Origin of the sequence: Gordonia amicalis NBRC 100051 = JCM 11271, from assembly GCF_000332995.1 — a bacterium.
Lineage (GTDB): Bacteria > Actinomycetota > Actinomycetes > Mycobacteriales > Mycobacteriaceae > Gordonia > Gordonia amicalis.
In genome coordinates this window covers 23,584-48,801 of record NZ_BANS01000047.1, presented here as the reverse complement: position 1 = coordinate 48,801, position 25,218 = coordinate 23,584, and the positions used below count along the sequence as shown (strand labels likewise).

General features: G+C 64.4%; 24 protein-coding genes and 1 pseudogene. 12 read left to right on the top strand and 13 right to left on the bottom strand.

Annotation, left to right across the window (positions count from 1 at the left end; translation table 11 throughout):
* From GOAMI_RS19345 to GOAMI_RS19315, 7 genes are all read right to left on the bottom strand, one after another.
* Window positions 1-620 (bottom strand): hypothetical protein (locus tag GOAMI_RS19345; RefSeq protein WP_006438280.1); only part of this gene is annotated, 620 nt, incomplete at its 3' end.
* 136 nt (window positions 621-756) lie between these two features.
* On the bottom strand, window positions 757-1,407 hold the full coding sequence (locus GOAMI_RS19340; RefSeq protein WP_006438278.1) for a hypothetical protein: 651 nt from the start codon (window positions 1,405-1,407) through the stop codon (window positions 757-759).
* Window position 1,408: 1 nt separating this feature from the next.
* A complete protein-coding gene (locus GOAMI_RS19335) occupies window positions 1,409-2,974 on the bottom strand; it encodes a TNT domain-containing protein (RefSeq protein ID WP_006438277.1) in 1,566 nt (521 codons plus the stop codon).
* Window positions 2,965-3,261 (bottom strand): WXG100 family type VII secretion target, encoded by a 297-nt coding sequence (locus GOAMI_RS19330; protein ID WP_040005015.1) that lies wholly within the window; start codon window positions 3,259-3,261, stop codon window positions 2,965-2,967. The genes GOAMI_RS19335 and GOAMI_RS19330 overlap by 10 nt, the downstream gene beginning before the upstream one ends.
* Window positions 3,258-3,578, bottom strand: coding sequence for a WXG100 family type VII secretion target (locus GOAMI_RS19325; protein WP_006438276.1), 321 nt, complete (start codon window positions 3,576-3,578; stop codon window positions 3,258-3,260). Before GOAMI_RS19325 ends, GOAMI_RS19330 begins: the two co-directional genes overlap by 4 nt.
* Window positions 3,579-3,772: 194 nt before the next feature.
* A complete protein-coding gene (locus tag GOAMI_RS19320) occupies window positions 3,773-4,378 on the bottom strand; it encodes a class I SAM-dependent methyltransferase (protein WP_006438275.1) in 606 nt (201 codons plus the stop codon).
* A gap of 133 nt (window positions 4,379-4,511) precedes the next feature.
* Window positions 4,512-5,678, bottom strand: coding sequence for an LLM class flavin-dependent oxidoreductase (locus tag GOAMI_RS19315; RefSeq protein ID WP_006438274.1), 1,167 nt, complete (start codon window positions 5,676-5,678; stop codon window positions 4,512-4,514).
* 803 nt (window positions 5,679-6,481) lie between these two features.
* Here GOAMI_RS19315 and GOAMI_RS23650 point away from each other — a divergent pair.
* Complete coding sequence (locus tag GOAMI_RS23650; protein ID WP_247603175.1) at window positions 6,482-6,565, top strand: helix-turn-helix domain-containing protein; 84 nt, start codon at window positions 6,482-6,484, stop codon at window positions 6,563-6,565.
* Window positions 6,566-6,708: 143 nt separating this feature from the next.
* Here the strand turns inward: GOAMI_RS23650 and GOAMI_RS22730 are convergent, their stop codons facing one another.
* Together GOAMI_RS22730 and GOAMI_RS19295 are read right to left on the bottom strand one after the other, a co-directional pair.
* Window positions 6,709-7,395: a DUF3558 domain-containing protein gene (locus tag GOAMI_RS22730; RefSeq protein WP_081598274.1), complete on the bottom strand. Its 687-nt coding sequence runs from the start codon at window positions 7,393-7,395 to the stop codon at window positions 6,709-6,711.
* A 562-nt stretch (window positions 7,396-7,957) separates the two neighbouring features.
* Entirely contained in the window at window positions 7,958-9,229 is a 1,272-nt protein-coding gene (locus GOAMI_RS19295) for a vWA domain-containing protein (protein ID WP_006438270.1), read from the bottom strand.
* Between the two features lie 99 nt (window positions 9,230-9,328).
* Between GOAMI_RS19295 and GOAMI_RS19290 the strand changes: the two genes are divergently transcribed.
* Together GOAMI_RS19290 and GOAMI_RS19285 are read left to right on the top strand one after the other, a co-directional pair.
* Complete coding sequence (locus GOAMI_RS19290; protein WP_006438269.1) at window positions 9,329-10,042, top strand: NUDIX hydrolase; 714 nt, start codon at window positions 9,329-9,331, stop codon at window positions 10,040-10,042.
* 74 nt (window positions 10,043-10,116) lie between these two features.
* Window positions 10,117-11,370 (top strand): APC family permease, encoded by a 1,254-nt coding sequence (locus GOAMI_RS19285; RefSeq protein WP_006438268.1) that lies wholly within the window; start codon window positions 10,117-10,119, stop codon window positions 11,368-11,370.
* A 20-nt stretch (window positions 11,371-11,390) separates the two neighbouring features.
* On the opposite strand, the gene GOAMI_RS19280 is transcribed toward GOAMI_RS19285, so the two are convergent.
* Window positions 11,391-12,023 carry a M23 family metallopeptidase gene (locus tag GOAMI_RS19280; protein ID WP_006438267.1) on the bottom strand — a complete coding sequence of 211 codons (633 nt, stop codon included), beginning with the start codon at window positions 12,021-12,023 and terminating at the stop codon, window positions 11,391-11,393.
* A 352-nt stretch (window positions 12,024-12,375) separates the two neighbouring features.
* Here GOAMI_RS19280 and GOAMI_RS19275 point away from each other — a divergent pair, with 352 nt between their 5' ends.
* From GOAMI_RS19275 to GOAMI_RS19250, 7 genes and pseudogenes are all read left to right on the top strand, one after another.
* A complete protein-coding gene (locus GOAMI_RS19275) occupies window positions 12,376-12,771 on the top strand; it encodes an SseB family protein (protein WP_255219209.1) in 396 nt (131 codons plus the stop codon).
* Complete coding sequence (locus tag GOAMI_RS19270; protein WP_006438265.1) at window positions 12,768-13,424, top strand: hypothetical protein; 657 nt, start codon at window positions 12,768-12,770, stop codon at window positions 13,422-13,424. Before GOAMI_RS19275 ends, GOAMI_RS19270 begins: the two co-directional genes overlap by 4 nt.
* Window positions 13,421-14,101, top strand: a pseudogene (locus GOAMI_RS23835) (WXG100 family type VII secretion target); the annotation flags it as partial. The gene GOAMI_RS19270 and the pseudogene GOAMI_RS23835, both read left to right, overlap by 4 nt.
* 1,650 nt (window positions 14,102-15,751) lie before the next feature.
* Window positions 15,752-19,771: an RHS repeat-associated core domain-containing protein gene (locus GOAMI_RS23640; protein ID WP_255219207.1), complete on the top strand. Its 4,020-nt coding sequence runs from the start codon at window positions 15,752-15,754 to the stop codon at window positions 19,769-19,771.
* Entirely contained in the window at window positions 19,768-20,178 is a 411-nt protein-coding gene (locus GOAMI_RS19260; protein WP_006438263.1) for a hypothetical protein, read from the top strand. The genes GOAMI_RS23640 and GOAMI_RS19260 overlap by 4 nt, the downstream gene beginning before the upstream one ends.
* A 185-nt stretch (window positions 20,179-20,363) precedes the next feature.
* Window positions 20,364-20,807, top strand: coding sequence for a hypothetical protein (locus GOAMI_RS19255; RefSeq protein ID WP_006438262.1), 444 nt, complete (start codon window positions 20,364-20,366; stop codon window positions 20,805-20,807).
* A gap of 526 nt (window positions 20,808-21,333) precedes the next feature.
* Window positions 21,334-21,837, top strand: a complete 504-nt coding sequence (locus GOAMI_RS19250; protein ID WP_040005012.1) for a nuclear transport factor 2 family protein — start codon at window positions 21,334-21,336, stop codon at window positions 21,835-21,837.
* Window positions 21,838-21,844: 7 nt separating this feature from the next.
* Here the strand turns inward: GOAMI_RS19250 and GOAMI_RS19245 are convergent, their stop codons facing one another.
* Together GOAMI_RS19245 and GOAMI_RS19240 are read right to left on the bottom strand one after the other, a co-directional pair.
* On the bottom strand, window positions 21,845-22,327 hold the full coding sequence (locus GOAMI_RS19245; protein ID WP_006438260.1) for an SRPBCC family protein: 483 nt from the start codon (window positions 22,325-22,327) through the stop codon (window positions 21,845-21,847).
* 33 nt (window positions 22,328-22,360) lie between these two features.
* On the bottom strand, window positions 22,361-22,939 hold the full coding sequence (locus GOAMI_RS19240) for a TetR/AcrR family transcriptional regulator (protein ID WP_006438259.1): 579 nt from the start codon (window positions 22,937-22,939) through the stop codon (window positions 22,361-22,363).
* Between the two features lie 69 nt (window positions 22,940-23,008).
* On the opposite strand from GOAMI_RS19240, the gene GOAMI_RS19235 reads away from it, so the two are divergent.
* The gene (locus tag GOAMI_RS19235) at window positions 23,009-23,296 is read left to right on the top strand and encodes a hypothetical protein (RefSeq protein WP_006438258.1); all 288 of its coding nucleotides are present in this window, start codon (window positions 23,009-23,011) and stop codon (window positions 23,294-23,296) included.
* Between the two features lie 3 nt (window positions 23,297-23,299).
* Here GOAMI_RS19235 and GOAMI_RS19230 read toward each other — a convergent pair whose 3' ends face one another.
* On the bottom strand, window positions 23,300-23,905 hold the full coding sequence (locus tag GOAMI_RS19230) for a TetR/AcrR family transcriptional regulator (protein WP_006438257.1): 606 nt from the start codon (window positions 23,903-23,905) through the stop codon (window positions 23,300-23,302).
* Window positions 23,906-24,391: 486 nt separating this feature from the next.
* Here GOAMI_RS19230 and GOAMI_RS19225 point away from each other — a divergent pair, with 486 nt between their 5' ends.
* Window positions 24,392-25,198, top strand: a complete 807-nt coding sequence (locus tag GOAMI_RS19225; RefSeq protein ID WP_006438256.1) for an ABC transporter substrate-binding protein — start codon at window positions 24,392-24,394, stop codon at window positions 25,196-25,198.
* Window positions 25,199-25,218: the final 20 nt, after the last annotated feature.

Sequence of the window (25,218 nt, the reverse complement as noted above, 5' to 3'; positions counted from 1 at the left end):
CAGCTGAAGCTCGGCAGTGGAACGTACTCGAAACCCGGGATTCCTTCGCTGAAGGTTGAATTGAGCTCTCGCCAGTTCAGGTCGAGGAGGAAGGAAGTTGCAGTATCTGGATTGACGGTGATGTAGAACCTGCTTGGGTCATCACTCCTGAAGTACGTCTTGGAGTCAACAAACCCGCCGGGATTCGGCTGGGCGACCTCCGTCCACGAGGGAGCAAGTCCGAGGCTCTTCAATCTGCGAGTGACTATCTCGAGACGCTTGCCCTGAACACGCAGTCGCGTAGTCAGCGCCACCTCACGCGCCAGGAAATGCTTTGCCGCGTCGCTGAACATTCCAAACCACGACTCCGGCGAATCCGCGTACAGATTCCCCCGACTTCTGCCGGAGCTTCGAATACTGAAGTACCCATCGCTGTCGAGGATGGAGTAGTCGGTGTAGCCGTCCGAGTCCTTCGCCATGCCGGGCCCGCGGGGGATAACCAGCCGCCCGTCCTCCAGGTAGGGACGCCCGTACACCGGGGCAGCACCCTGGAAGTGACCTTCGTTCGAGAGGGTTGTTTGAACCTCCGACCAGTACTCCAGTGACGACAGTAGGTCTGCCAGACCGCTCCACTTATCCATGATGAGTCTTTGTGTTTCCTCTTGTCGGGGCTACTGCTCACGCCACGCCTCCTGAGTCGGTTGTGGACTTGTCGAGATTGAAGATCCGCTCGTGGACGGTCGTCGCCAACTACTCTGATCAGCAAGGCCGATACAGTCAGCCGTCCGAGAATTTCGGAAACGGGATGTGCTCGATCCCCGGTATCCCCTCGCTGAAAATGGAATTCAGTTCGCGCCAAGGCAAATCCAGCATGAATGACGTGTCCGAGTCAGTGGTTACGGTGAAGTACCACCGCTCAGGGTGGTCGGAACGAAAGTACTTCACCGCACGATCAAATCCGCCCGGGTTTGGTTCTCTCACTTGATCCCAGAGAGGCGCCGGCCCGCGGTCCAGCCACCGATGATTGATGATCTCGAGGTTGGCCGGGCGATACCTACTGCGCGTGCGGCTAGCAACGTTCGAACCGACAAAGTACTTCGCTATATCGGCGAAGTCGCTGAACCACGCCTTCGCCACGTTCTCGTATGTTCTGCCTCGACGCTGCCCGGATACTTCGAGTGCGAAGTGGTCGGCGACGTCGTGAATCGAGTAGTCGGTGTAACCTTCGGAGTCCTGATCGGCGCCGGGTCCTCGGGGGAACAACAACCGGTTGCCATCCAGATACGGACGCCCAAACAGGGGCGCTGCAGTCTCGAAGGCGCCTTGCTGAGCGAGCGTCGTCTGCACCTCGGACCAATAGTCCAGCGAGGCGAACAGGTTTGCCAGGCCGTGCCAGCGATCCATTTCTTCCCTCCAAGTCGAACTCATGTCAACGCGTCCTGGGTGCGATCACACCGCGCTCCAGCAGGTCGCCGACAGATATCTCATCACCCGTCTGTTTGTCGATCACGACCCACTGGCGACCCCCGCCCTCACGATCGAACGCTCTCGCTACCTCTCCGTGCCGGACTTCCCACTCATCAGGGAGTTGCTTACCCGTGCCAACGTATTCGTGGTACGCACCGGACTTGCCCGGCGGAAGCGCTCGCGCGCCGTACGAATCCCCGTCCCGCCCCATGAATCCGCCATCGCTCGAACCTATCCTGTCCAGACGAGTGCCTTCGGGAATGTTGTCGGAGACGTGGTAGTCGCCCTTGAACCCGTTGTTGGGTGGGTACGCCCAGCCGTTGCCGTCCCAGTACCGTTCCAAGATCTGTTCGGGCGTCATATTGCGGTACGGGTTGCTGGCGATCGCATCGTCGATGATGTTTTTTGGTACGCCGCCGGCTTCCAAAGACGTGCGCAGGAAGTCAGGATCGACGGCTCTCTTGAGCTCGTCATGAGCCCAGGTGGGGATCTTCTCCAATGCTGCCGCTAACTGGGCCGCCCGCACGGAGCCTCTAGACATGCTCATGCCGAACATCGCCGCGCGAGCGCCCATCAGTGCGCCCAGGTCACCAACAGCAGCCCCCACCGGATCCAGGACGTAAGCCGCCGGACGCAGGACAGGGCCGGCCGCGGCCATCAGCCCGCGGATCACTCCCGCGATTCGCGCCCCTGTTTGAGTTGCTTTCGCCACGCCCGCCGCGGTTGCCAGCAGGCTACCGAGCCCAGAAGTCACAAGCACCAGTGCGACACCGATAGCTGCCGCCACCAGTAGCTCACACGTCAGCTCCCTGACGAGGTCGCCGATCCTGTCGCGGGTCTTACGAACTTCGTCCGCGAACTGATTGCACAGTTTGGCCGTGGCATCGCACGACTCCGCAATCCCGCCAAGGTGCTGGTCGATCAAGGATGCTTGATCTTGAGCTGGGCCGACCTCTGCTGAGCGTTCGCCGGCAATCGGCTTTATCGCAGAGCGAACGGCCTGTTGCTGCCTGCGAAGAGAAGTCGCCGCACGTGTCCAGGCGTCCCCGGCGTTCTCGAGCTTGGCGGGATCTCCATCGGGAAAGACTTCCCCTTCGACGAATTCCCTCAGCTTCTCCCAGTTGCTGGGTTCTCCGGGCCCGCCGAACGAGGAACCCAACGACAGCGTCGGAATTTTGTCGAGTTGCTTGAGATTCCCGGTAGGGGTAGCGGGCGTGCATAGTCCAATCGCGCTGTTCACGTTCGCGTGATTGACCGCCGAGGCATCAAGCAGCTCAGCCATCTTGGCGCACGCGTTACCCATCAGGGCGATACCTGCCAGGAGGCTCTGTTGGCCGTTGACTGTCTTGTCGTAGTGGTCGGCGAACGCTCGTCCAGCCCCATCTTGGCCCGCCATCTGCCTGCAAGACTGCAGTGAAGAGTAGAGGTCGTTGACCGTCCTGCCGATCTCGGCGTGGACATCCAAGAACGCATCCGCTGCCGTCGAGAACGTCGCCGGGCGAACAGCGATAGGTGGCGTCAAGGCCACATCTTTCGCTGATGCTCCTGCAGGCCGCCGAACGCCGAGTGCGACCTATTTGCCGCCTTCCGGACTTCGACGATGGCCTCGCGGATGTCTGCTACTCCCTCTTTCCACCGGTGGTGGGCGTCTCGGTGAGCGATCACGCCTTCGCCACTCCAGTCCAGGTGAAGATCGTCGATTCGCCGATCCAGAGCGCGGATCCGTTCGTCGACTGTTGTCGCGAATCTCACGAGATCGTTAACGAACCTCTCGACCGCGGCCAACTCGATGCGGTAAGCATCGTCGGAGGTCACGGCAGTTTCAAGGGGGTGAAAGGGGTCGCGCCCTTGATGCCTTCCGCGCCAGCGGTGTCGCCCTCCGCGTAGACCTGTGCGGCAGAGACGAGGAGACGCCCCGTCGAGCTGAGGCCGTTCAGAATGTGATCCACACCTTCGCAGCAATTCGCCCAAGGCTCTGCATACGAGTCCGCTGCGGTCCCAGACCAGCTGACGCCGAAGAGATCCTCGGCGCGCTTGGTGATCGTCGACCATTCCTCGGTGACGTCGCCATGCAGCGCTGTCACGTCTTGCGACACTGCGCGCAGCGCTGCTAGATGCGCTGTCAGTTCCACGACTGCCCCCTTCAATCGCCCGGGACGTTACCTGGGCTTGTGGGGATATCGAGGATGTTGTCCACAGGCTGGTCGCGATTGCACGAATGATCCTCTATGCCAGGAGAATTCGCAGTTCGCCCGGTGATCGGTGAGCCAAGCGGCCGGACAAATGGCCCACGTGCAATCAGTTTGCTGCCCGTTCGGGACAGCAACTAACTCGGCCGCAGCACCGCCACCAGGAACTCCGAGTCCGAGGTGAACGGCCGAACATCCCACGCCGACAGCAACACGTCACTGGTGAAGCCCGCCATCCCGGCGTCCGCCAGGAACTCGTCGAACGAATACCCGCGACCGGCACCGAACCCGATCACCGCACGGCCGTCGTCACGCAAATGGCTACGGAGCCGTCTCAGTACGGTGACTCGTGTACTGGGTGCCAAGAACGCCATGACATTTCCCGCGGACACGACGATGTCGAACGGGTCGGGGATACCGACCGCAGGAAGGTCCAGTTCTGCGAGATCCTGGACCACCCAGCGCGGTCCAGGATGATCTTCCTCGGCTGCGGCAATGAGCACAGGATCGACGTCCACGCCGACGACGCGGTGTCCAACTGTGTGTAGGTAGCCGCCGGTCCGTCCAGGTCCGCAGCCGGCATCGAGGATATGCGACCCGCGTGCGGCCATCGCGTCGATGAGTCGGGCCTCGCCCACTACGTCGTTGCCTTCACGCTCCAGTTTGCGGAAGCGCTCGACGTACCAGTGGGAATGGTCCGGGTCCGCGGCTACCTGCTGCATCCAGAGGCTTTGTTCGATCATGTTCGCATTGTTCCAAACCTGACTGTGCGCATCACGGGGCGTCAAGGCGGCGGCACGAAGCGGGTGTAGCAGCTGGCCAACGAAGTCGGTCGTCGTCGAGCGTGTCGACGACGACCGACCTACACCTGAACAGCTATGACTTCTCTGCCAGCTCCTGCTGATACTTGCGCGTCATGTGGTCAACGGCCTCGAGCTGCTTCGCGGCATGGCCCTCCCGCACGGCACGTGCATGCTCGGCGGCGTCGAGCGTCGCCTGCGCCTGACCTTGGAAGTGGGGGAACACCTCCTGCGCGAAGAGTTCCGCGGAACGCTTGGTGTCCTGCGGGTTCGCCCAGTCGTGGCCCATCTGCAGCAGACACCCGAAGCCGCCCGACTGATCCCACAGCCGCTGGACCTGAGCTCGCGCCTGTTCAGCGGTACCGATGACGCCGATGCCGGCCTCGTTGATGAAGTCGATCATTTCCGTGAGCTTGCTTCCGGAGACGGTCATCTGAGGGAACGCCGCGACGTGCTGGAAGTAGTCGAACCACTGCTCGATGCCGTACTCGACCTGGCGGTACGCCTCGGCTTCGGTCTCGGCGATGTGGAACGGCCCTGCGAGGGTCCACTTGCTGCGGTCGACGGTGACGTTGTTGGCCGCAGCCCGCTCCTCCATGACGTTCCAGTGGTGGCCGAGGGCGTCGAACCCGTCGGCGGAGAGTGTCGCGCCGATCGACAGCAGGCCGAGGCCGTGGGTGCCGGCAAGACGAGGTCCAGTGGGTGAAGCCACGGCAGCGACGACGACGTCGATTCCATCGGTTGAATAGGGCGCCAGCTGCAGCTTGGCGTCGTATAGCTCATGGGTGCGGGTCTTCGCGGACACCGTCTCGCCGCGGAGGAGTCGCACGACGATGTCGAGGTTCTCCTGCAACAGCTCACGGGTGTCGGTGGGGTTGAGGCCGATCATCGCGGAGTCGGTTGGTAGGGAACCGGGGCCGACGCCGAAGGTGGTCCGCCCGCGCGTCATGTGGTCGAGCTGCATGATGCGGTCGGCCGCCCACAAGGGATTGTGGTAGGAGAGCGAGGTGACGCCGGTACCGAATCGGATGCGCTTCGCTCGCTGGGAGGCCGCGGCGATCATGATCTCGGGGGAGGCGATGATCTCGCTGCCTGCAGAGTGGTGTTCGCCGAACCAGGCTTCGTCGTATCCGAGATGGTCGAGGTGTTCGACCAGGTCGAGGTCGCGTTCGAGGGCTGCGGTGGGGTTGCGGCCGGGTGCGTGGAACGGCGCCATGAAGTATCCGAAACGAAGCCTGCTCATGGGATCTCCTGTCGATCTACTCGGCCGACGTTCTGTCGGCCACGACCCCGAGACTAGAAACAGTGTGACTGGTGCCACAGTGCACGAAAGTGGACGGTTTGCGCGGCGCCTCCAAGGCATCGGGGCGTGCGACCGTTGCATGACGTTGCATGTGCTCCGCATCACACTCGAGCCGGTACAGTTCGGGGATTGGTGCCGTAGGGAGGAGTGGACGTTGGCCAGTCAGTCGGTCGCGCTGCCTGTGGACGAGTACGAACGGGTCTTCGCCATTCTCGACGCATGCTCGGAGGCGGAGACGCTCGTGCGTTCAAGAACGTCTTGATGGGTGCGCTGCACGAGCACTACGACTGCCTGAACACCACCTTCTTCACCGGTCCGACCTTTGTCACCGCGTTCTCGGATCCCAGCCCGGTGGTCACTGGGCGGATCACGCCGGTCATCGACGAGTATCAAGCGCGGTGGTACCCGAAGGATGTCTTCGCGTCCGCGCAGTCGCGTGCGGCGCTGTCGAAGACCCCGGCGATCTCTGCGGACAAACTCGGCGGGCTCGCAACCGACTCGGTCAGTTATCTGCAAGACTTCCTGTACCGCAAGCAGTTACACAGCGCATCCGTGATGCATCTCGACCTCGCGAACGACTGTCATGGGCTGGTCGGGTTGTTCGACTCGGAGGGTAAGGAACCAGACCGCGTTCGGTTGCATGCCATGGGGCTGTTGTCGCGGCAACTGTCCAACGTTGCGAAATTGCTACCCGGCAGACGCTCCCATCGTGGCGGGAGTGCCTTTCGCCGCGGCAGATCGAGTTGGCGGAGCTCGTTGCGGATGGGCATACCAACGAAGAGATCGCGTCGATACTCAACCTGGGGGTTGACACTGTGAAGAAGTAGGTCAGCCGGGTGTTCACGGCTACGCGGGTACGGAACCGGGCGGAGTTGGTCAAGTTGGTTTGCGTCGGGGCAACCGGATAGTCGCAACCCAACTTCGCGCGGTAGGTCATCCTTGGACGAAAGGGTGGTGCAGGGACATGTCCTCATGCCGGGATTTCACTTATAGTCGCCCTCAGGAAGTCGACCGCAGTACTACATACCTCGGCACTCGGAGGGGGCGGGATATCGAATCTGGAAACTGTAGTCACGACCACAGCACCACCGGACTGGACGTAGGCCGAGCAGACGCCAGCCCCGATCGACCCAACAAGCACGCGGCGGGTATTGATGAATGTATCTGGATACCAAGTTTTTCCGGCAGAGTTCTTGGCTTTGTATCCGTCGAGACCAAGTTGGGGCCGGAGGATGTTGCCAACAAACTGGGAGATCGAGGACATTCCGTCGTCAACGTACGTCCATCTGCAGCCACGCGCGGTTTGAAAGTCAGATCCTGCCACGTCCTCCACTGAGTCTCTGCGCAGACCGAACTGTTCCACGACCTCGTCGGAGACTTGTGTACACGGTTCGTATGGTGTCCCGTCGTTGTTGATGCTCCACCGATTTGGATACTCGGTCGTGAATGGCAACGACCTTCCGGCATCGTCGGTTTGTCGAATCCCGGCCGTTGAGGTCGGAGGCGCAGTTGCGGGGCTACTGACGCTGGCGATGGGATCTCCATTCGTCGTGCACCCGGCGCAGATCACACCGAGAATTGTGCAAGCAACGAAACGGATAGCCCTGGTGGTAAGAGGATTACGTGGCAAACCCGACCGCTCCCTGTCGATCGGCATCGTCGAAACTCATCCCGCTGGCGCGACACTGCCCGCTGAGCTGTTCTGCCCGCGTTGCGTGCTCGAGGCACTCCTGCGCCAGCTTCGAAATCGCGGATAGGAACGCCTCGTAGACCTGGTTTCCCTCGATGCATTCCCCGAAATGATTAGCTTCTATAGGAGCCGAGAGGGAATTGAAGGCCTTCTTTAGCTCGGAGGCCGCGTCTGCCGCCACTGTCGCCCGCCGCTCCCACTGAGCCCGCGCCGACCGCAGTAAGTACTCATCCCCGTGCGGACTCACCGGCATCGCCGGTGCAGGTTTGGGCAACAACGAGTCGTCCGAGAACGGTGTCGACACAAGTCCCCCTCACGCTCGCGCGCCCCGACGGCGCCCCACCCTCGCCGAACAGACTAGCGCGGCTCGCTGATTCCGCCATCTGATCCCACTACCTGTGGAGACCAACCTTCGAGTTCCCTCGATCTCGACACCTGCCGACGAGCCATCGCGTCCACAGGGGCGGTCCGCACAAAGGGGGTGTGGCCATCGCGCATGTACCCGATGGCCACACCCAGCGAAGATCAACTAACCCCGCCGACGCCCCCGCTTCCGATTCGCGAGGTGGTACGAGTCCCGCGTCATCTTCGACGCGTACCCCGCACCCTCGACCCTGGCCTGCGCACCCAACGCCTCGATACTCCGCAACTCCTGCTCGATCAGCATGTGCTCCTCGGGCATCGCGAACGCCGAGGCCCGTCGTAGCTGCGACGCCGACTCGCCCAGCAGCTCGTTGCCAGCATCCAGGTCGCCGGCCTCGAACGCCTCCGACGCTCGGAGCTTCGCCGCCTGCCCCTCCTGGTACAGCCGCTCGGACTCCACCTTCGGATCCGGAACGCGACCCGAAGCCTCGTCACCGGGAACCACATTCACCGAAATCGGCAGCGACACCGTGTGTTCGGTGAGTGTCGCAGTCTCCACATACCGCAGCTCGAGGGTCGCGATCTGGGCCAACCCCACCGCAGCAAGCCCGTCGACCTTCATCCGCAGCAGCAGCTTCCGCTCCTCGAGTGCGTAGAAGTCGCCGAGCTCGATCATCACCTCGCCGTCGGCGGTCTGATGCGCCGGCAGGTCGTTGTACAGCGACAGCTCCGTCACCTGCGGGACGAAGTGCACGGTGAGAGTCACCACCTGCGCCGACTTCGACAGCAGGCCCTCGACCTCGCCGGCGATCGCCGCGCCCGCGGCGTCCGGGTTGTCGGCGAAGACGTGGTTGCCGTTGCCCGCCCGCGCCATCGCCGAAAGCAGCGACTCGTCGTAGCCGCGCCCGTACCCGAGCGTGGAGGTGACGATCCCGTCGGCCGCGGCCTTCGAGGTGATGCTCGCGAACTTGTCGGCCTCGCGGATCCCACTGTTCACGTGGCCGTCGCTGATGATCAGCACTGTGCCACCAGAGATTCCGGCCGCGTGCGCGCTACGCCGCAGTTCCCGCAGGCCGAGCAGGTAGCCCGACGACAGGTCGGTGCAGCCACCCGCCTCGATCGAACCGATCGCATCCACCGCGCGTTGCTTGTCCGACAGGGGAGCGGCCGGTACGACGACTTGGGCGTCGTCGTCAAAGGTCACTACGCCGAACACATCCGACGGATCCAGCTGCGCGACCACGCCGGCGAGCGCCTTCTTCGCACCCTCGAGCGGGCCACCCGACATCGACCCGCTCCGGTCGAGCACCACCTGCACAGCGGTTGGGGTGCGGTTGGTTTCGGGCCCGGCAGGAACCTGCAGTTCCAGCAGAACGGTCACTTCATCGGCGGTCTCGTGGGCCACCATCTCGACGTCCAGAGCAGCGGAGAGTTTCATCGTCATTCCTTCCTCCGTCCCGGCATCGGAGCGAGACGGCGACTTTGCGCGTTTCTGAGAATAGACCTTTGCGCAGACATTCGCATAGTCTTTTGTTTCGTGGCCACCGGTTCGACGACGCTCAGCGACTACCCACGACCGAACGTGGCCGTCGACATCGCGGTCCTCACCGTCTCCGACGCCACGCTGAATGTGGTGATCCAGCGGGACGAGCAGGGGAGGGCCGCGTTGCCGGGGCGGTTCGTCCGGGAACGGCGCACCGTCGAGCAGACGGTGCGGGAGGTGCTCGAACTCAAACTGGGGCTGTCGCCCGATCACGTGCGGCCGCACCTTCTGGCGGTCTTTAGTGATCCTGACCGGGATCCTCGCGGGTGGACGATCTCGGTCGCGCATGCGGTCGCTCTGCCGGCCGCCGAATTGTCCGACGTCACCGGCGAACTCGCGCCCGTGACGTCAACCGGCAGGCTGGCGTCGGGGGAGCGGGTCCTTTACGACCACGCCGAGATCATTGCAGCGGCCACCGACAATCTGCGGGACCGCTACGAGGACAAGGCCGATCCAGACAACCTCCTCCAACCGCCCTACACGCTGTCCGAACTGCGGGAACTGCACGAAGCGATCCTCGGGCGACGCCTCATGCGCGATTCATTCAATCGGAGGGTTCAGCCCTTGTTGGCGCCACAGGTCGACGCCCAGGGCAACCCGGCAACCCGGGTCGGTGGTGGTCGCCCGGCGCGGCTGTACGCCAAAGATGCGCCGCCGACCGCGACCTTCGGATGGCGGTTGCCCAGCCCGAGGCCCGACACTGAGTAGCGGCCTCGCGACATCACCCCGTATGATTCCGCGCGGATCCACAGCGTCGTGCGACCACCGAACGAAGGAACTCGATGACGGACTCCCAGGCCCCTCTGCGTCGGGCACTCGGTCTCCACGACGCGGTACTGGTCGGGCTCGGGGCGATGCTCGGTGCCGGGATCTTCGTCGCTCTCGCGCCGGCCGCCGCCGCTGCCGGTTCGTGGCTGCTCGTCGGCCTCGCTCTCGCGGGCGTCGTAGCGTATTGCAACGCAACATCTTCCGCGCGGTTGGCGGCTCTCTATCCGGTCTCGGGTGGCACCTACGTGTACGGCCGGGAGCGACTCGGCGAATTCTGGGGATACCTCGCCGGTTGGGCGTTCGTCATCGGGAAGACCGCGTCGTGCGCGGCGATGGCGCTGACGGTCGGGGTCTACGTGTGGCCGGAGCACGCCCACGCCGTCGCGGTTGCCGCCGTGGTCGCCCTGACCGCGGTGAACTACGCGGGAGTGCAGAAGGCGGCGTGGCTGACGCGGATCATCGTCGCGTTCGTCCTGGCGGTGCTGGCCGCGGTGGTGGTGTCCGCGTTCACATCGGACGTCGCCACCCCCGACCGTCTGACGCTCAGCTCGGACGCCAGCGTTCTCGGCGTGCTGCAGGCGGCGGGCCTGCTGTTCTTCGCCTTCGCCGGTTACGCCCGGATCGCGACGCTGGGAGAGGAGGTCCGCGACCCCGCCCGCACCATTCCCCGCGCGATCGGCATCTCGCTGGGACTCACCCTCGTGGTCTACGCGCTGGTCGCGACCGCGGCGCTCAGCGTTCTCGGGGCTGATGAACTCGGCAACGCCGCAGCACCATTGACGGCTGTCGCCGAATCCGCAGGCGTCGACTGGCTGGTCCCGGTCGTCCGCGTAGGCGCTGCTGTTGCGGCGATCGGTTCACTGCTCGCACTCATCCTCGGTGTCTCGAGGACCGTGCTCGCGATGTCCCGCGATGGTCACCTGCCGCGTACGCTGGCCGCCGTCCACGCTCGGACTCAGGTTCCGCATCGCGCCGAGCTGGTGGTCGGGGCGGTGGTTGCCGTGGTCGCCGCTACCGCGGATGTCCGCGCGGCCATCGGGTTCTCGTCGTTCGGCGTACTTCTCTACTACGCGGTCGCCAACGCGTCGGCGCTGACGCTGACCCGCGAGGAGAACCGTCCCGCGCGAGCCATCCCCGTGGTGGGTGTCATCGGGTGCGTGGTGGTGGCGTTCACGTTGCCGCTCACCTCCGTGCTGGCCGGGATGGTCGTCTTAGCAGTCGGAGCCGGCGTGTACGCGATTCGCAGTACACGCCGGCTCCGACGTTAGGACTCAGGAAGAAGCGTCCGTCACGGGTGGACGCCGCGCTGGTTCAGCCACACCTGCGGATTGATCTTGTTGCCGTTCGCATCCCAGACCTCGTAATGCAGGTGGGGGCCGGTGGACTGGCCGCGGTTGCCGACGGTGGCGATCTGCTGACCGGCCGTCACCGGCTGGCCGGCGCGGACGAAGCTCTGGTCGACGTGGCCGAAGACGCCGATGGTGCCGTCGTCCTGCTTCACGCGGATCCACTGCCCGAAGCCCGACGCCGGGCCGGACTCGAGGACGACTCCGTCGGTCACGGCGTAGATGGGGGTGCCGATCTTGTTGGCGATGTCGACTCCGTTGTGATTGGTGCCCCAACGCGGGCCATAGCCCGACGTCACGGTGCCGCTGACCGGCTTGACGGCCTTGCGGATGCCCGGGTGGCCGGGCACGGCGGGAGTGAATACCGACGGCGGCAGGATGTCGCGAGCGAACTTGTCGACCTCGGGCGGCAGGACCAGACCGGCCGGCATCTTCACGCTCTCCGGCAGCGCGATCTTCGGCTGAGGCGCGGGCTGCGCGGCTGCCTGGGCAGCGTTGCCGACGGTCAGACCAAGAGCGCCGACGAATGCGGTGAGCGCGCCCGCTCGCACCGCCTTGTTCACGGTGGTCGGCACGGTGGCGCGATGCCGGCCGGGTCGGCGGCTCCGCGAGGTCGAGTTAAACGCGTGGATAGAGTTGTGGGCATTCAGTCGGTGTAGAGGCACAGCATTTCCGTCTCGGTAACAGTTTGATATCGGCGAGGACACGGCGAGGTTACCCACAGAGACCTAAGTAGACCCTGAGAAGTGGCGCTCATAGTGGGCGAGGTCACTTCGACAGACCGTCGTCGCGTAAACGTCCAGTCAGGCGCCACGGAAGACGCGGTGGCTCGTCGACCGCGGAATCGGTCCTGTGGACAGCCGCCGTGAGGACCCGCGCCGGGTGAACTAGCATCATCCGGCACGGGGATGAATGTCGGGGGATTCGGTGACTGTCACGTATGCAGGTGAGGTGCGCGCGTACCTGTCCGGTTTCGGCGACCCTCCGAAGCTCTACGACGCACTGCGCGAGGCGCACCTATCGGTACCGCTCGATGTCCACGGACGCTTCTTCACCCTGGTCCAGGGCGGACTGCCATGGATGCTCGCGTTCACCACGCCCCAGCGTCTGCGCGACTTCGCCGACCTGACCGACCGCGACCCCGCCGAGGTCACCTATATCGACGTCCAGGGTCAGGCACTGATCGACGAGGTGCTCGACATAGCCCCCGAACCGACGGGCCTCGTCGTCGACCCGATGACACCCACGCAGATGACTTTCCCTCCGCTGAAGGACTTCACCCCGCACTGTTACTACGACGACGAGGGCGAGATCATCCGATGACCGAGAAACTGACTGTCGATCCGGACGACATCAAGAAGGCCGGCGAGGGAATCAACGGCGTGATCGACGGTCTCGGGGACACCGGCGCCGCGGCCGGGTACACCGCAGCGCTCGGCCGGGGGTACGGGGATCTCGACCTCGACGGCAAGTCGATCGGTCACGCCGATCCCAAAGCCGGACTCGAGGAATACTGCGATCGCTGGGAATGGGGCGTTCGGGCGCTCGTCACAGGCGCGGCCGAACTGTCGCGCGGACTCGGACTCGGGGCGAGTCACTATGAGCGCGAGGAGAAGTGGGCCGAAGGTCAGTTCAAAGACATGGTGATGGACATCGCCGGTGACCCGAGCCTGACTGCCGAGGACATCAAGAAGATGTCGTGGGGCGACCTGTGGGACCACAACCGCAACGTGCTGACGAATCCGGAATGGTCGCTGAGCGACGCCGAGAAACAGCGTCACCTCGACTTCGCCGAGGAGAACCGCGAGAGTTTCTTGAATGACCTCGCGACCATCAAGCGTCACCAGATGGACCCGCGAACCCTGATCGACGACACCATGGACGGTTTCGAGAGAGATGGCTTCACGGCCGGCGAGCCCCCGGGCGACGAACGTACGGTTCGAGCGCCAGATTCGGCTGGGACACCGCATGACTGAGGTCGCCTGAATGGATCCATTCAGGCATCCTCGAGGGCGGACGGGAACTCGTCGGCGGACTCGTCGACGGTGCCACCGATCTCGTCGGCAAGGGTCTTCGTGCAGTAGGGCTCGAGAAGATCGCGATCGAAGTCGAGGACTTCGGAGATGACATCGCGAATTCGATGGGCGCCATGCCCGACGAGGAAGAACTGGGAAAGACGAACGACCCGAAAGAGCTCATCCTCGGGGATCCCGGCGCCATCACCGCAGCCGCAGGCACATTCGAGGGATTCGCAGGCAACTTCACGAAGGCCGGAGAAGGACTCCGCGGAATCTCGGCCGGCAACTGGGTCGGCGCCGGCGCTGACGGATTCCACGACGCCATGGGCCAGCAGGTTCCGCGGTGGTTCTCCGCCGCCGAAGCCGCGTCGAATGCCGCCGCAGCTTTGACGAAATGGGCCGGTGTCGTCGAGTTCGCCCAGCAGAAGGCGGCCGACGCCATCCGGATCTGGGAGGAGGGCGAAAGTCGACGCGACGAATGGAAAGCCAAGGCCGAAACCTACAACGCCGAACTCGACGACTATCGGAACGACCGCCGCGACACACCGCCCGTCCACCCTGGGCCGAATCCCTGGCCGGAGTATCAAAGCGAGGCGCGACGGGTTCTGAAAATCGGTCGGGATCACCGGAATTCGGCTGCGCCGGGTACGAAGTCCGAACTCAGCGCGGCCGCGAACCTGGCGCCGCCCATGCCCTCGGCCTTCGAACAAGCCCAGATGGAGGCGAAAGACATCGGAACTGGCGCCGTCACAGCGTTCAACCATTTCGAGTTCGGGCTCATCGGCGCGGGGACCGAGATGTTCAAGTCGCTGTGGATGCTCGCCCCGCAGAATCCGTACAACGTCGCCAGACCGCATCAGTACGTACGCAACTCCGCCGGGTTGGTCATTGGTCTCACCAACCAGGTAGCCCACCCCGACGCCGCTGTCCGAAATTTTGTCGGTGGCGGATGGTCTACCGATCCGGCGAGCAGCTTCGGCACCTTGCTCGGAAATGTGGCGGCGACTGCCGCTCCGGGACCCAAAGGTCTGTCACTTCTCAAGCTCACCAAAGCGGCGCCCGACGTACCGACACCGTCCACCAGGCCGCACGCCGGAACAGCGCCCGATGCGCCGGCGCCCACCGACCCGACGTCTCCCACCCCGTCTGCGCCCAACTCGGCATCTGCCGACGGCTCGGCGCCCACACCTGGAGCCACCCCGTCCCGAGATCTGCCTGTCCACCACGGACCCGATCTACCCACTCATGAGAGACCGCTTCCACCAGAGCCCGACCCCGGTCCCAGTCCCGGAACGCCAGCCCACTCCGAATCGTCGTCCTCGGCCCCCATGCCAGATCATGCTGCCCCGCCACCGGTTCCACCCGAACCCACACCCGCAGCGGGGCCACCGCACTCGCCCACACCACGTTCCGATTCCGCCACGCCCGATCAACCCGTCGGCGGCGGTACCTTCGACAGTCCATCACCGACCTCGCCACACTCAGGTGACCCAGCTCCTACATCCACACCGGCAGCCCCTTCGGCGACGCGAACAGACGCACCGGACGCGTCCACACCGGACGCGGGGGACACCACACCGGGCGGTAGGGGATCAGGTGATGACGACCCGCCAGGTCCTGATCGCGGTAAAACGACCACACCCGCCGTCGAACACAGTCCCGGTGGCGATTCACCGTCAACCAAGAACGACGGTGACAGCGACGGACAGAACGTGGGGCATCACGACGACCCAGATGCCCGCGGAAGCGACGTCACACCGACCAGTGTTGACCATGCACCGACCAAATCGGATGGCGACGGCATAGGGCAACCGGTCGTGCGCAACGACGAACCTTCAGGTCCCGATCCGTCCAAACCCGTCGACGACAACGCGTCGCCTGGACCACACCCTGCTCGTCCGGATGCGAACACACCCGGGCCCAACGCACGGCCGACACCGACGGTCCATCCCGAGTCACCTGTCGGGTCACACAACGGACCCGACGCCTCGACGAGAACTCCCTCGGATGGTCAGTCACCAAACGGGACGCCGGTCGTACCTGTCTCTGGACCGCACCCTGTGTCGGGGCCGCACGCTCCTTCACACGCCGTGCCGGACGCAGGCCAGCCGAAGCCCACCAGCGCACCGGTCAGTCCTGGTGCTGCCGCCAGAGCCGACACGCCTGCCGCACCTCCACGGGCACCCGATCACACGCCCGACCGCACCACACTCGCGCGGACCACCCCGGACCACGCCACCCCTGCACGCGATGGCGCTCGGCCGGCTCCGTCGAACGCTCACAACGTGCCGGAACCCGCGGTCCGACACACTCCCGACCGCGATCCGGGCAACCCCACCAACACGCGGATCATGCCGGACGACCGGCCGATCCCGCCGGCTGTGTTCCCGGACCGTCCGATCACACCTGATCGTTCGCCCACACCGAATCACCGCGACACCACGCCGGATTCGCCCTCGTCGCCGCGCAACCCCGACCAGTCGAATGGTCCCGACTCGGATAAGCCCGAGATCGATCACGACACCCGGGAGCCCCACAACCCGGCGAACCCCGGGCGCACCGACGAAGGCGCTCCCGATCGTGCCGATACCAGCGAGGGCAACGAGGCACCGTCGCAGTGCCGCAGCAACGGTGAACCGGTCAACGTCGCCACGGGCGAGTACTTCCTGCCGCTCACCGACGTCGAGCTACCGGGCGTACTGCCGCTGCGCCTGACGCATCGGCATCGGTCGCGGTACCGGTGGGGCCGCTGGATGGGTCCGACGACACCGTCGACCTTCGACGCGCGGGCCATCGTCGGCGACGAACTCGTCACGATCGTCGACGCCGACGGCACTCTGACGAATTTCCCCAAGCCCGAGGGTGATTCGGTGTCGCGGAGTGTCAACGCGACCGATTGGGAGCTGCGGACGACCCCGACGGGCGGTTATCAGGTCACCCACATCCGCGACCGCGTGAGCTGGTTCTTCGTTCCGATCCCCGAACTCAACGGGGTCGATGTGCGCGCCGGGGATATCGCGGTCTCGGCGATGACCGATCGCCACCACAATCGGATCGAGTTCATCTTCGACGACCGCGGGCGACCCACGGCGGTGGAACACTCGGCCGGATACCGGATCAAGGTGCGATGCGACGGCGCCCGCATCCTCGGCTACCGGCTGACCGCAGGTCTGGACGGTATCCCGGTCGACCAGCAGCTGTGCACCTTCGACTATCACCAGGGCAATCTCGCGGCGGTTACCAACGCAGTCGGTGGCACAACCTATTTCGGCTACGACGACGCCGGGCGGATGACCTGGTGGCGTGACTCGCTGGGCATGGAGTACTGGAACCGCTACGACGACCTCGGTCGCGTGACAATCCAGTCCGGTATGAACGGTGTCTGGTCGGGCCGGTTCGAGTATCATCTCCGCCCAAATGGTCTCGGCTCGTACACGACCTACCGCGACGCCGTCGGCGCGACCACCGTGTACGGCATCGACACCGACGGACGCGTGCGCCAAGAATCCGATCCCGCCGGACGCGTCACCGCGACCGACTACAACGCCAACCGTCAGCCGCTCTCCGTCACCAGCCCAGGTGGTGCGCGTACGTTGCTGCACTACAACGCGTTCGGCGACGTCGAGCAGATCACCGCGCCCGACGGGAAGGTCACCGAGGTCTCCTACGCCGGACCCGGACAGCCAGTGCGGATCGTCGAACCGGGCGGCATCACGACACGAATCGGTCACGACGACAACGGCTTACCGACCAGCGTCGTCGATAACGCCGGTGTGGTCACCAGCTACACGTATGACGAGCACGGCGCGCTGACGTCGCGCACCGGCCCCGACGGCGTCGTCGTGCGCTATCGCAACAACGCCGCCGGGCTTCCGGTCGCAATCTCGGACACGCTCGGCAACACCACGCGGATTAGTTACGACGGTTACGGGCGACCGACCGAGGTCGTCGATGCCGAAGGCGCACGGACCGTCGTCACCTACGACGCGATGGGTAACCGAACAAGTGTCACGGCGCCGGATGGCGGTCGGTCGCGGTGGGAGTACGACGGCGAAGGCAACTGTGTCGCGTACACCGATCCCGTCGGCGCGGTGACCCGGTGGGAGTACGGACATTACGACCTGCCGGTCGCACGCATCGACGCCGACGGGTCGCGCACCGAGTTCAGCTACGACGCCACACGTCGCCTGGTCGCGGTCACCAACCCCGACGACCTGGTGTGGACCTACACCTACAACGCCGACGGCAGGCTGGCGACGGAAACCGACTTCAACAACGCGACAACGACCTACACCTACGACGACGAAGGTCGGCTGGGATCACGGACGAACGCCGCAGGGCAGACGGTGTTCTTCACCTACGATGCTGCCGGGCGCCTGATCAGCGACCTGACTGCTGATCCGGTGAACTCCGATCTCGACGGGGAGACAACGGAATACAGCTTCGACGCGGCAGGGCGACTGGACGGTGCGACCGGTGTCTTCGGACGCTGGCATACGAGTTATACGGCAGCGGGCTTGCCGCAGCTCACCGGTCTTCACGACGGTCAGAGCGACTGGGTCATCGAATCCGCCTGGACCGGCGCGGGACGACTGGCGTCGTTGAGATCGCCGACCGGGGTCAGCACCCGGTACGGCTACGACCCGCGGGGTGTCCTCGACTTCCTGTCCAGTGCGGGACGCTCCTGCGACATCACGACGAGCCCGACCGGCCGTGAACAGCGGCGGCGCTTCGAGGGCTCGGCCATCGACTCGACGTGGGATCCGGTGGGCCGCCTCACCGGACGTTCCGTCGCGGCAGTATCGGAGCGCCCGGCGGCGCTGAACCTCGGCCCCGGTGCGAGCGTGGGGGAGAAGCCCCCCGACCGGACCGTCGCAGCTGCCGAGTACCGCTACCGTTCCGACGGGATTCTCACCACTTCGACGTCGACACTGACCGCTGGTCGCACCGACTACCGGGTCGACGTGCTCGGTCGGGTCGTTGAGGCCACCAGTCCTGCTGGGACCGAGCAATTCTCGTACGACGCGACCGGCAACATCACCGACTACGCGTCTTCCGGTCGCGGCGACCAGCCCCCGCTCCCTGAGGTGCTTGCCGACGCTGGACCTCCGCTCCCTGAGGTGCGAGGCGCTAGCCGAGCCTCGAAGGGCGCGAAGAGCCACCGCCGCCGCTACTCCGGCACTCTCCTCGTCGACGACGGCCGAACGTCCTACCGCTACGACGCTGCCGGTCGCGTCGTGTCGATGAGCCGGCGCCGACTCTCGCGCAAACCGGATGTGTGGCACTACGTCTGGGACGCCCACGATCATCTGCGGTCGGTGACCACGCCGGACGGCACGGTGTGGACCTACACCTACGACCACGTGGGACGGCGACTGTCGAAAACGAACCAGTCGACCGGTGAGACCACGCGCTTCCATTGGCACGGGGAGCACCTCGTCGAGCAGACCGACGTCGTGTCCGGCCACGACCAGCAGCTACGGGCCACGACCTGGACCTACTCACCGGCCGCGTACGCCCCGCTGGCACAGACGGTCACTTCTGAGCCGATCGGCCCTGCTGACGACGCGGCAGACTCGACCAACGCTGACGACCAGGACCGCGATCTCAGCCTCAACCTCGGGAACGGCATTTCCGCTGCGCCACCCTCGGCGCGCCGCTGGACGCAGACCGAGATCGACCGCGAGTTCTTCGCGGTCGTCACCGACCAGATCGCAGCGCCGACCGCCCTCATCGATCCGGACAGCGGGGAGGTCGCGGGACGATCGGTTCGGACTCTATACGGCGCAACCTCTTGGACGGGTGCATCGACACCATGGTCGTACCCAGGCCAATACCTAGACACCGAGACCGGCCTGCACTACAACCGCCACCGCTACTACCACTCAGACACCGGCCGTTACCTAAGTTCCGACCCGCTCGGCCTCGCGCCGGCACCGAATCCGCACGCGTATCCGTCTAATCCGACGGTCTTGTCTGACCCACTCGGTCTCTCACCCACTGGCGCATGCGACGACCGAGGCGGTTCCGAGCAATCGACGCCGGAGCGGAAACTCTGGGAGATCACCAAGGAAGGGACAGCCAAGACCAAGAAACTGGGTGGACATACCTACGATCAGAGTAAGACGGACGGGCTCTGGTGGTCACGTGACACAGCGGGCCACGGAAGAGTTGTGTGGAAGGTTTTCGAAGAGGACAGTCGCGGATTGCGTTGGATCGCCGACGCAGATGAGTACGGTACGTTCATCCGCGGGAAGCACAAGGGACCGGTTGGCAAGTTCATACCGTGGAAGGATCTGAATTGATCGAGTCCGTTGCCGAATATCTCGCACTGTGGGACAGCGAGGATCCGGACGACCAAGATCGTGCGATTCACGATGAAGCGCCGACAGATGTTTGGCTGGAGGTCGTCGCCGCCCACCCCCAGTTCCGCGCGCTTGTAGCCCAAAACAAGACTTCGCCGGATGAGGTTCTCCGTGTCCTTGCTGCGGATGACGACCCTGACGTCAGGTTCTGGGTGGCGATGCGACGCGCCGCGGGCAAGAGCGACTCCATTGCGCGGCTCCTGGTCTCGGATGCAAACCCGAGGATCCGCGCCGCTATCGCACGCAATCCGAAGCTGAGTGTCGAACTGCTGCGCGAACTAACGCACGACGACGATGAATGGGTACGAACAGAGGCCCTCGGCCGCTTGACACGTCGCGCAACGTGACGGTCTTCCTCGAACGTCCCGTAGAGCAGCAGGAGCTCGGAGCAACCGGAAGATTCACGCTGGGTGGACGTCCTGTACCGATCGGAGGTAGTGCGCTTCTCGGTGGTGGGTATCAAATGGTCTTCGGGACCTGGCTGAACATTCCGCACTCGTGGATCATCGGTTAAATCGTCGAAGGAGAAGAATTGAGCCTACAGCTGATTCTAGCCACTCGCACAGCCGTCGAAACATTCTTCTCGGTCTATAGTTCATTTGTTATAAACCTCCAGCTACCCGATGGGAATTTCGGAAAGCCGTACGATTACTACTACAAGCTCGGTGAGATTCGGTGTGATGGAGTTCAAGTGCAGATTCCGTTGGGGGACGGCATTCTCATGGAGCTCTCTCCACTGGAGTACGAGTTTTCAGAAGAGTTATCCGCCCTCATGATCACGGGTCGACATATCCGCATTCATTCAAGTCTTCTCGATAGAAGATATGAGTATGGCCGGATAACCTTTGAGGTCGATACGCACTTCCCCGAGGTGGCGACGGCGCGAGACGCGGGCTCATCGGCTCTACGGAAAGCTGCAGTGGCCGCCAACGACGGTGGCATGGGCCCGCGCCGTGATGCCGCGGACGCGAAATAGTCGTACTGGATGTGTTTGACCCGTAGAGGCACTGCGGACTGGTCATCAACTAGTGCAACAGATTAAGAATCGAGGCTGAACCGTGCAATCTGCACTCTGCAATTTCGTATGTGGCTCGGTCCAGCAGTTCTTCCACATCTACGAGGAAGTGACCCCGGTCAGGCTGGAGTTCCCCGAAGCTCCACCACCGCGTGCGTTTGACGGCTATCTGGAGTTGCAGTTGGTTGAGGCCCGCGGCGAGGTGGTTTTCATCGACCTGGGTGGTCGTTGGACTGTCTCCATCCGGCCGACGGCTGTGCATATAAACGAAGACCTGAGCTTGCTCACCATCTTTGGGGACCAGTTCGCCTTGACACCTGAATTCATGCCCGACGGCTTCGAACCAGGGTGGGTTCGTTTCCGTGTGTCTCCCACCTATCCACCTGCAGTGAAGGCCAGGGAGGTGCGAGGCCACCCGCTCCGCGAGCTCCAATCCAGATTGAAATGGCGAAACCTCGTGGCGTTTGCGGCAGCCTATGGTGGAACTATGCCGTCCGACCTCACGCAACGCCTCGACAACCTCGCCCGAATCGAAGCCATCACTCAACTCAAGCACCGATACTGGCGTGCATGTGACGCGAAGGACGTCAACGGATTTCGCAGTTGTTTCATCGCCCACGGAGCACGCATCGACTACGGCCCGCTCGGCACCTTCGACGACGCAGAGCCGATGGCGAAGATCTTCGAGCAGGTCGCTCTCCACAAGGTCGACGGACAGTACGTCATCTTTGACATGCACCACGGCTTCCATCCCGACATCACGCTGACGTCGGAGACCACCGCGACCGGGCGCTGGACCCTGAAGTTCCGTCAGGTCAATCTGATCGACCGTACCGAGACCGTGATGACAGGGGAGTACGACGACGAGTACGTCGTCGAGGACGACGAGTGGAGGATGGCTGCCAGCACCCTCACCGAACGGTGGTCTCTCCGACGACCACTCGGCGACGACGCCACGGTGCATGCGGGGACGTTCGCCGACCCGGCCTGAACAGGCCTCAGGCCGGCTGCCGAACCATCACCGCCAGCCGCTCGAGGGTTTCCGTCATACCCTGCCGCAGATCACCTTTCCGGTCCTTGAGGCCGTAGAGCGTGCCGATCAGGAACCATCCGAATGCATTGAGCGGCTCGGTCACTTCGTACGATTCGGTGACCGTCGTTCCGGTCGCGTCGGGCTCGAACCGGTAGCTCCACCGCAGAGTGCCGCCGATCCATGCCGTCCGTTCGAAGGCGAACTCACGCGCACGATCGGCGACCGTGATGACGGGTTTGTTGAACCAGTCCGGTCCGCGGCCAACGCTGTTGCGGGCACGGAATCGCGCACCGACGGCCGGACCGGTCGCCCCGTCGAGCCACTTCACATCGGCTATCTCCGAGGACAACTCGGGTGTGCGCGTGACGTCGGAGACGATGTCGTACAGCTCTTCGGGGCTCGCGTCGATGTGGCGCGACACCGAGTCGCTGGTGAGATCCTGACGCATGATGGTTCCTTCCTTGAGTGCCCCGAGGCTCGCTCAGGGCGTGAAGTGACGCACCCACATCTGCAGGGCGTCGTCGAGTAGTCGCGTGTAAGCACCTGATTCGTAGGTGACGCCCGGTTCGTTCGACATCTGCTGTGAACCAATGCCCGAGACGACCGACGTGAGCAGACGCAGCGCATCATCGGAGTCCGCGGCAGGGTTTAGTTCACCGCGCGCGACCGCGGTCGCCAGATCCTCTCGAGCCTGGCCCACGAGCGCCCGGGCGGGGGCGAATGCCGCGTCGCTGGGCTCGAAACCGGGCACCGGTCGCCAGAACAACAGCGCGGCGAGCCCGGGCTCGGTCATCGACCATCGGACAATCGCCCGTGACTGTTCGAGCAGCCGATCCAACCCTGGCTCATGGCCGATGCGTGCGTCGTCGACGTACCGGGTCAGTTCGACATTCCCCGCCTCAAACAGGCTGTCGTACAGCGCAGTCAGCGACGGGAAGTACTTGTAGAGCAACGGGGGTCGCATCTGCATCCGGCGGGCGATCTCGGAGATGGACACCGCTCCGGCACCCTGCTCGGCGATGATGTCGCGAGCATGGCCGATCGCCTCGTCGATCGTCATCCGCCGACGGTCGGACCTTCGCAGTGAGCTATGCGGGGGAGAAACTCGTGCCCATGGCACCGTGGACCCATGACGGATCCAGAGCGCACCCCCGACGGCCGCTACGTGGTGATCAACGGTCGCAAGTGGCGTACCACCGACCCGCTCATTCCGGACGAGCGCCGATCCGAACTGCAGTCGATCCTCATGGCGTGGCGACGGGACGTGAAACGGACACAGGGTGCCCCCGAGTCGCGCGCCGGCGTCCAGGCCGCGAAAGTCGCGTTGGGGGAGCGAGGTACTCCCTGGTGGGAGCAGACCGACGACGAGCGTCGCGCACGCTGGGAGAACGAGGTACCGCGACCGGGTGACGAATGACGCTCAGCGAGGAACGATCGACTCGGCCGCGTATCGTCCTGCGCGCTCGAATGTTTCGGTGATGTCGAGGTCGGGATCGATCCGCCAGTATCGCATCGTCGACAGGTAGATCGCCGCCACCATCTGGGCGAGGAACTCGACCGGATGGTCGGTGCGCACGTCGCCTTGTTCCAGGCCCGGCTCGATCAGACGTCGCACTTGAGCGGTGAACAGATGGCTGCGCTCGCCGAGCCCCTCCGACGCCGTCGCCAGACGCTCGATCTCTCCGGTCACCACACGCATGTAGTCGGGGTCGGCCAGCGATGACTGCGCGAAGTCGATGAACACGCCGACCACGCGATCGTGGGTGCTGACCGGTCGTCGCAGCATCGAGTCGACGACGCGCCCGAAGACGCTCATCAGCTCGGCGTACAACGCAGTGACGAGATCATCCTTGCTGGGGAAGTAGTTGAAGAAGGTCGCGCGGGAGACCTCGGCACGCTCCGCGATCTCCTCGACCGTCGCAGCCGTGCCGCGGGTGGCGAGGAGTTCGCGGGCCGCGACCAGCAACCGGTCGCGTGTCTGCTGCTTGTTCCGTTCGCGACGTCCGACGGGTGCAACCTCGGTCATCGGCCTGCCTCCGTCGGGGGTCGTCGAGCAGCCCGGTGGCGCTCCTGGGGGCCAATTCTTACATTCGCCCACCGATTTCTGGATGGTGGTCTAACTTTTGCCTCTAGGTCCACTGTGACGCAGGCCACGGTGACCTCGATACGCAGCGTCCTCGCTGCGCTCGGTCGACGCTACTCGGCCAGCGGGGTGGGGCGGCTGCCGTGTCCGCGGTTGATGCCACTCGGCCGGCGGGGTGGGGCGGCTGCCGTGTTCGCGGTCGAGCTACTCCGCCGGCAGGGTGGGGCGGCTGCCGTGTCCTCGACGTGCGCGTCGCGCATTGGGCTCTGTAATCCACTGTGCCTCAACGAAAGCAAGGCACGACGACTTTCACGGAACTACTCATAACCGACAGTGTGCGGGTTTAGAGTCACCACGACGCCGACGACTTTTCACCTGCTCGGGCAGCACCATCGCGGCGGGCGTCATCTCCTATCGAAGGGATCGCAGTTGAAATCACCAGTTGCACTCAAACGCGTCGTTCGCACGACCGCCGTCCTCGGCTGCGCAAGCGTCCTGACTCTCGGCACACTCACGGCATGCACCGACGACAGTTCGGACAGCTCGAGCGCCGGAGAGACCAGCTCGCTACCCAGCAACGCGGCGACCGGCGACCCGATCAAGATCGGATTCATCACGCCCGAGGGCGGTGCGGTGACGACGCCGATGGTGCGCGAGGGTGGTGAAGCGGCCGTCGAGTACCTGAACAACAACGGCGGCGGCATCGGCGGGCACAAGATCGACCTCGTGGTGTGCAAGCAGCAGGAAGAGCCGGCCTCGGCGACCAAGTGCGCCAACCAGATGGTCGAGGAGAAGGTCTCGGTCGTCGTGTCACCGCTCGGTGCGCAGGGTGCGGTGATGCTGCCGATCGTCGCCGGCGCCGGAATCCCCTACGTCGCACAGGCTCCGGTCTCACAGGCCGAGATGGCGACGCCCGGCTCGTTCATGCTCTCCGGCGGCATCGTCGCGGTGCTCGCCGGCCAGGCCGCCACCGCCGCGAAGGACGGCCTCAAGAAGGTCAGCCTCATCATCGGCGACTCCGGTGACGCGGCCGCGTCGGTCAAGGCGCTTGGTGACCCGATGTTCCAGCGCGCGGGCGTGGCCCTCAACGTCGTCACGATCCCGACCGGTGCCGCCGACCTGACCCCGCAGATCACCGCCGGCCTCGCCGACAACCCCGACGCGGTGAGCATCCTCGGTGACACCCGCCAGTGCATCTCGGTGCTCGGGACTGCTGCACGGATAGGTGACATCTGATCTGGCTTGCCTTTGGGCGG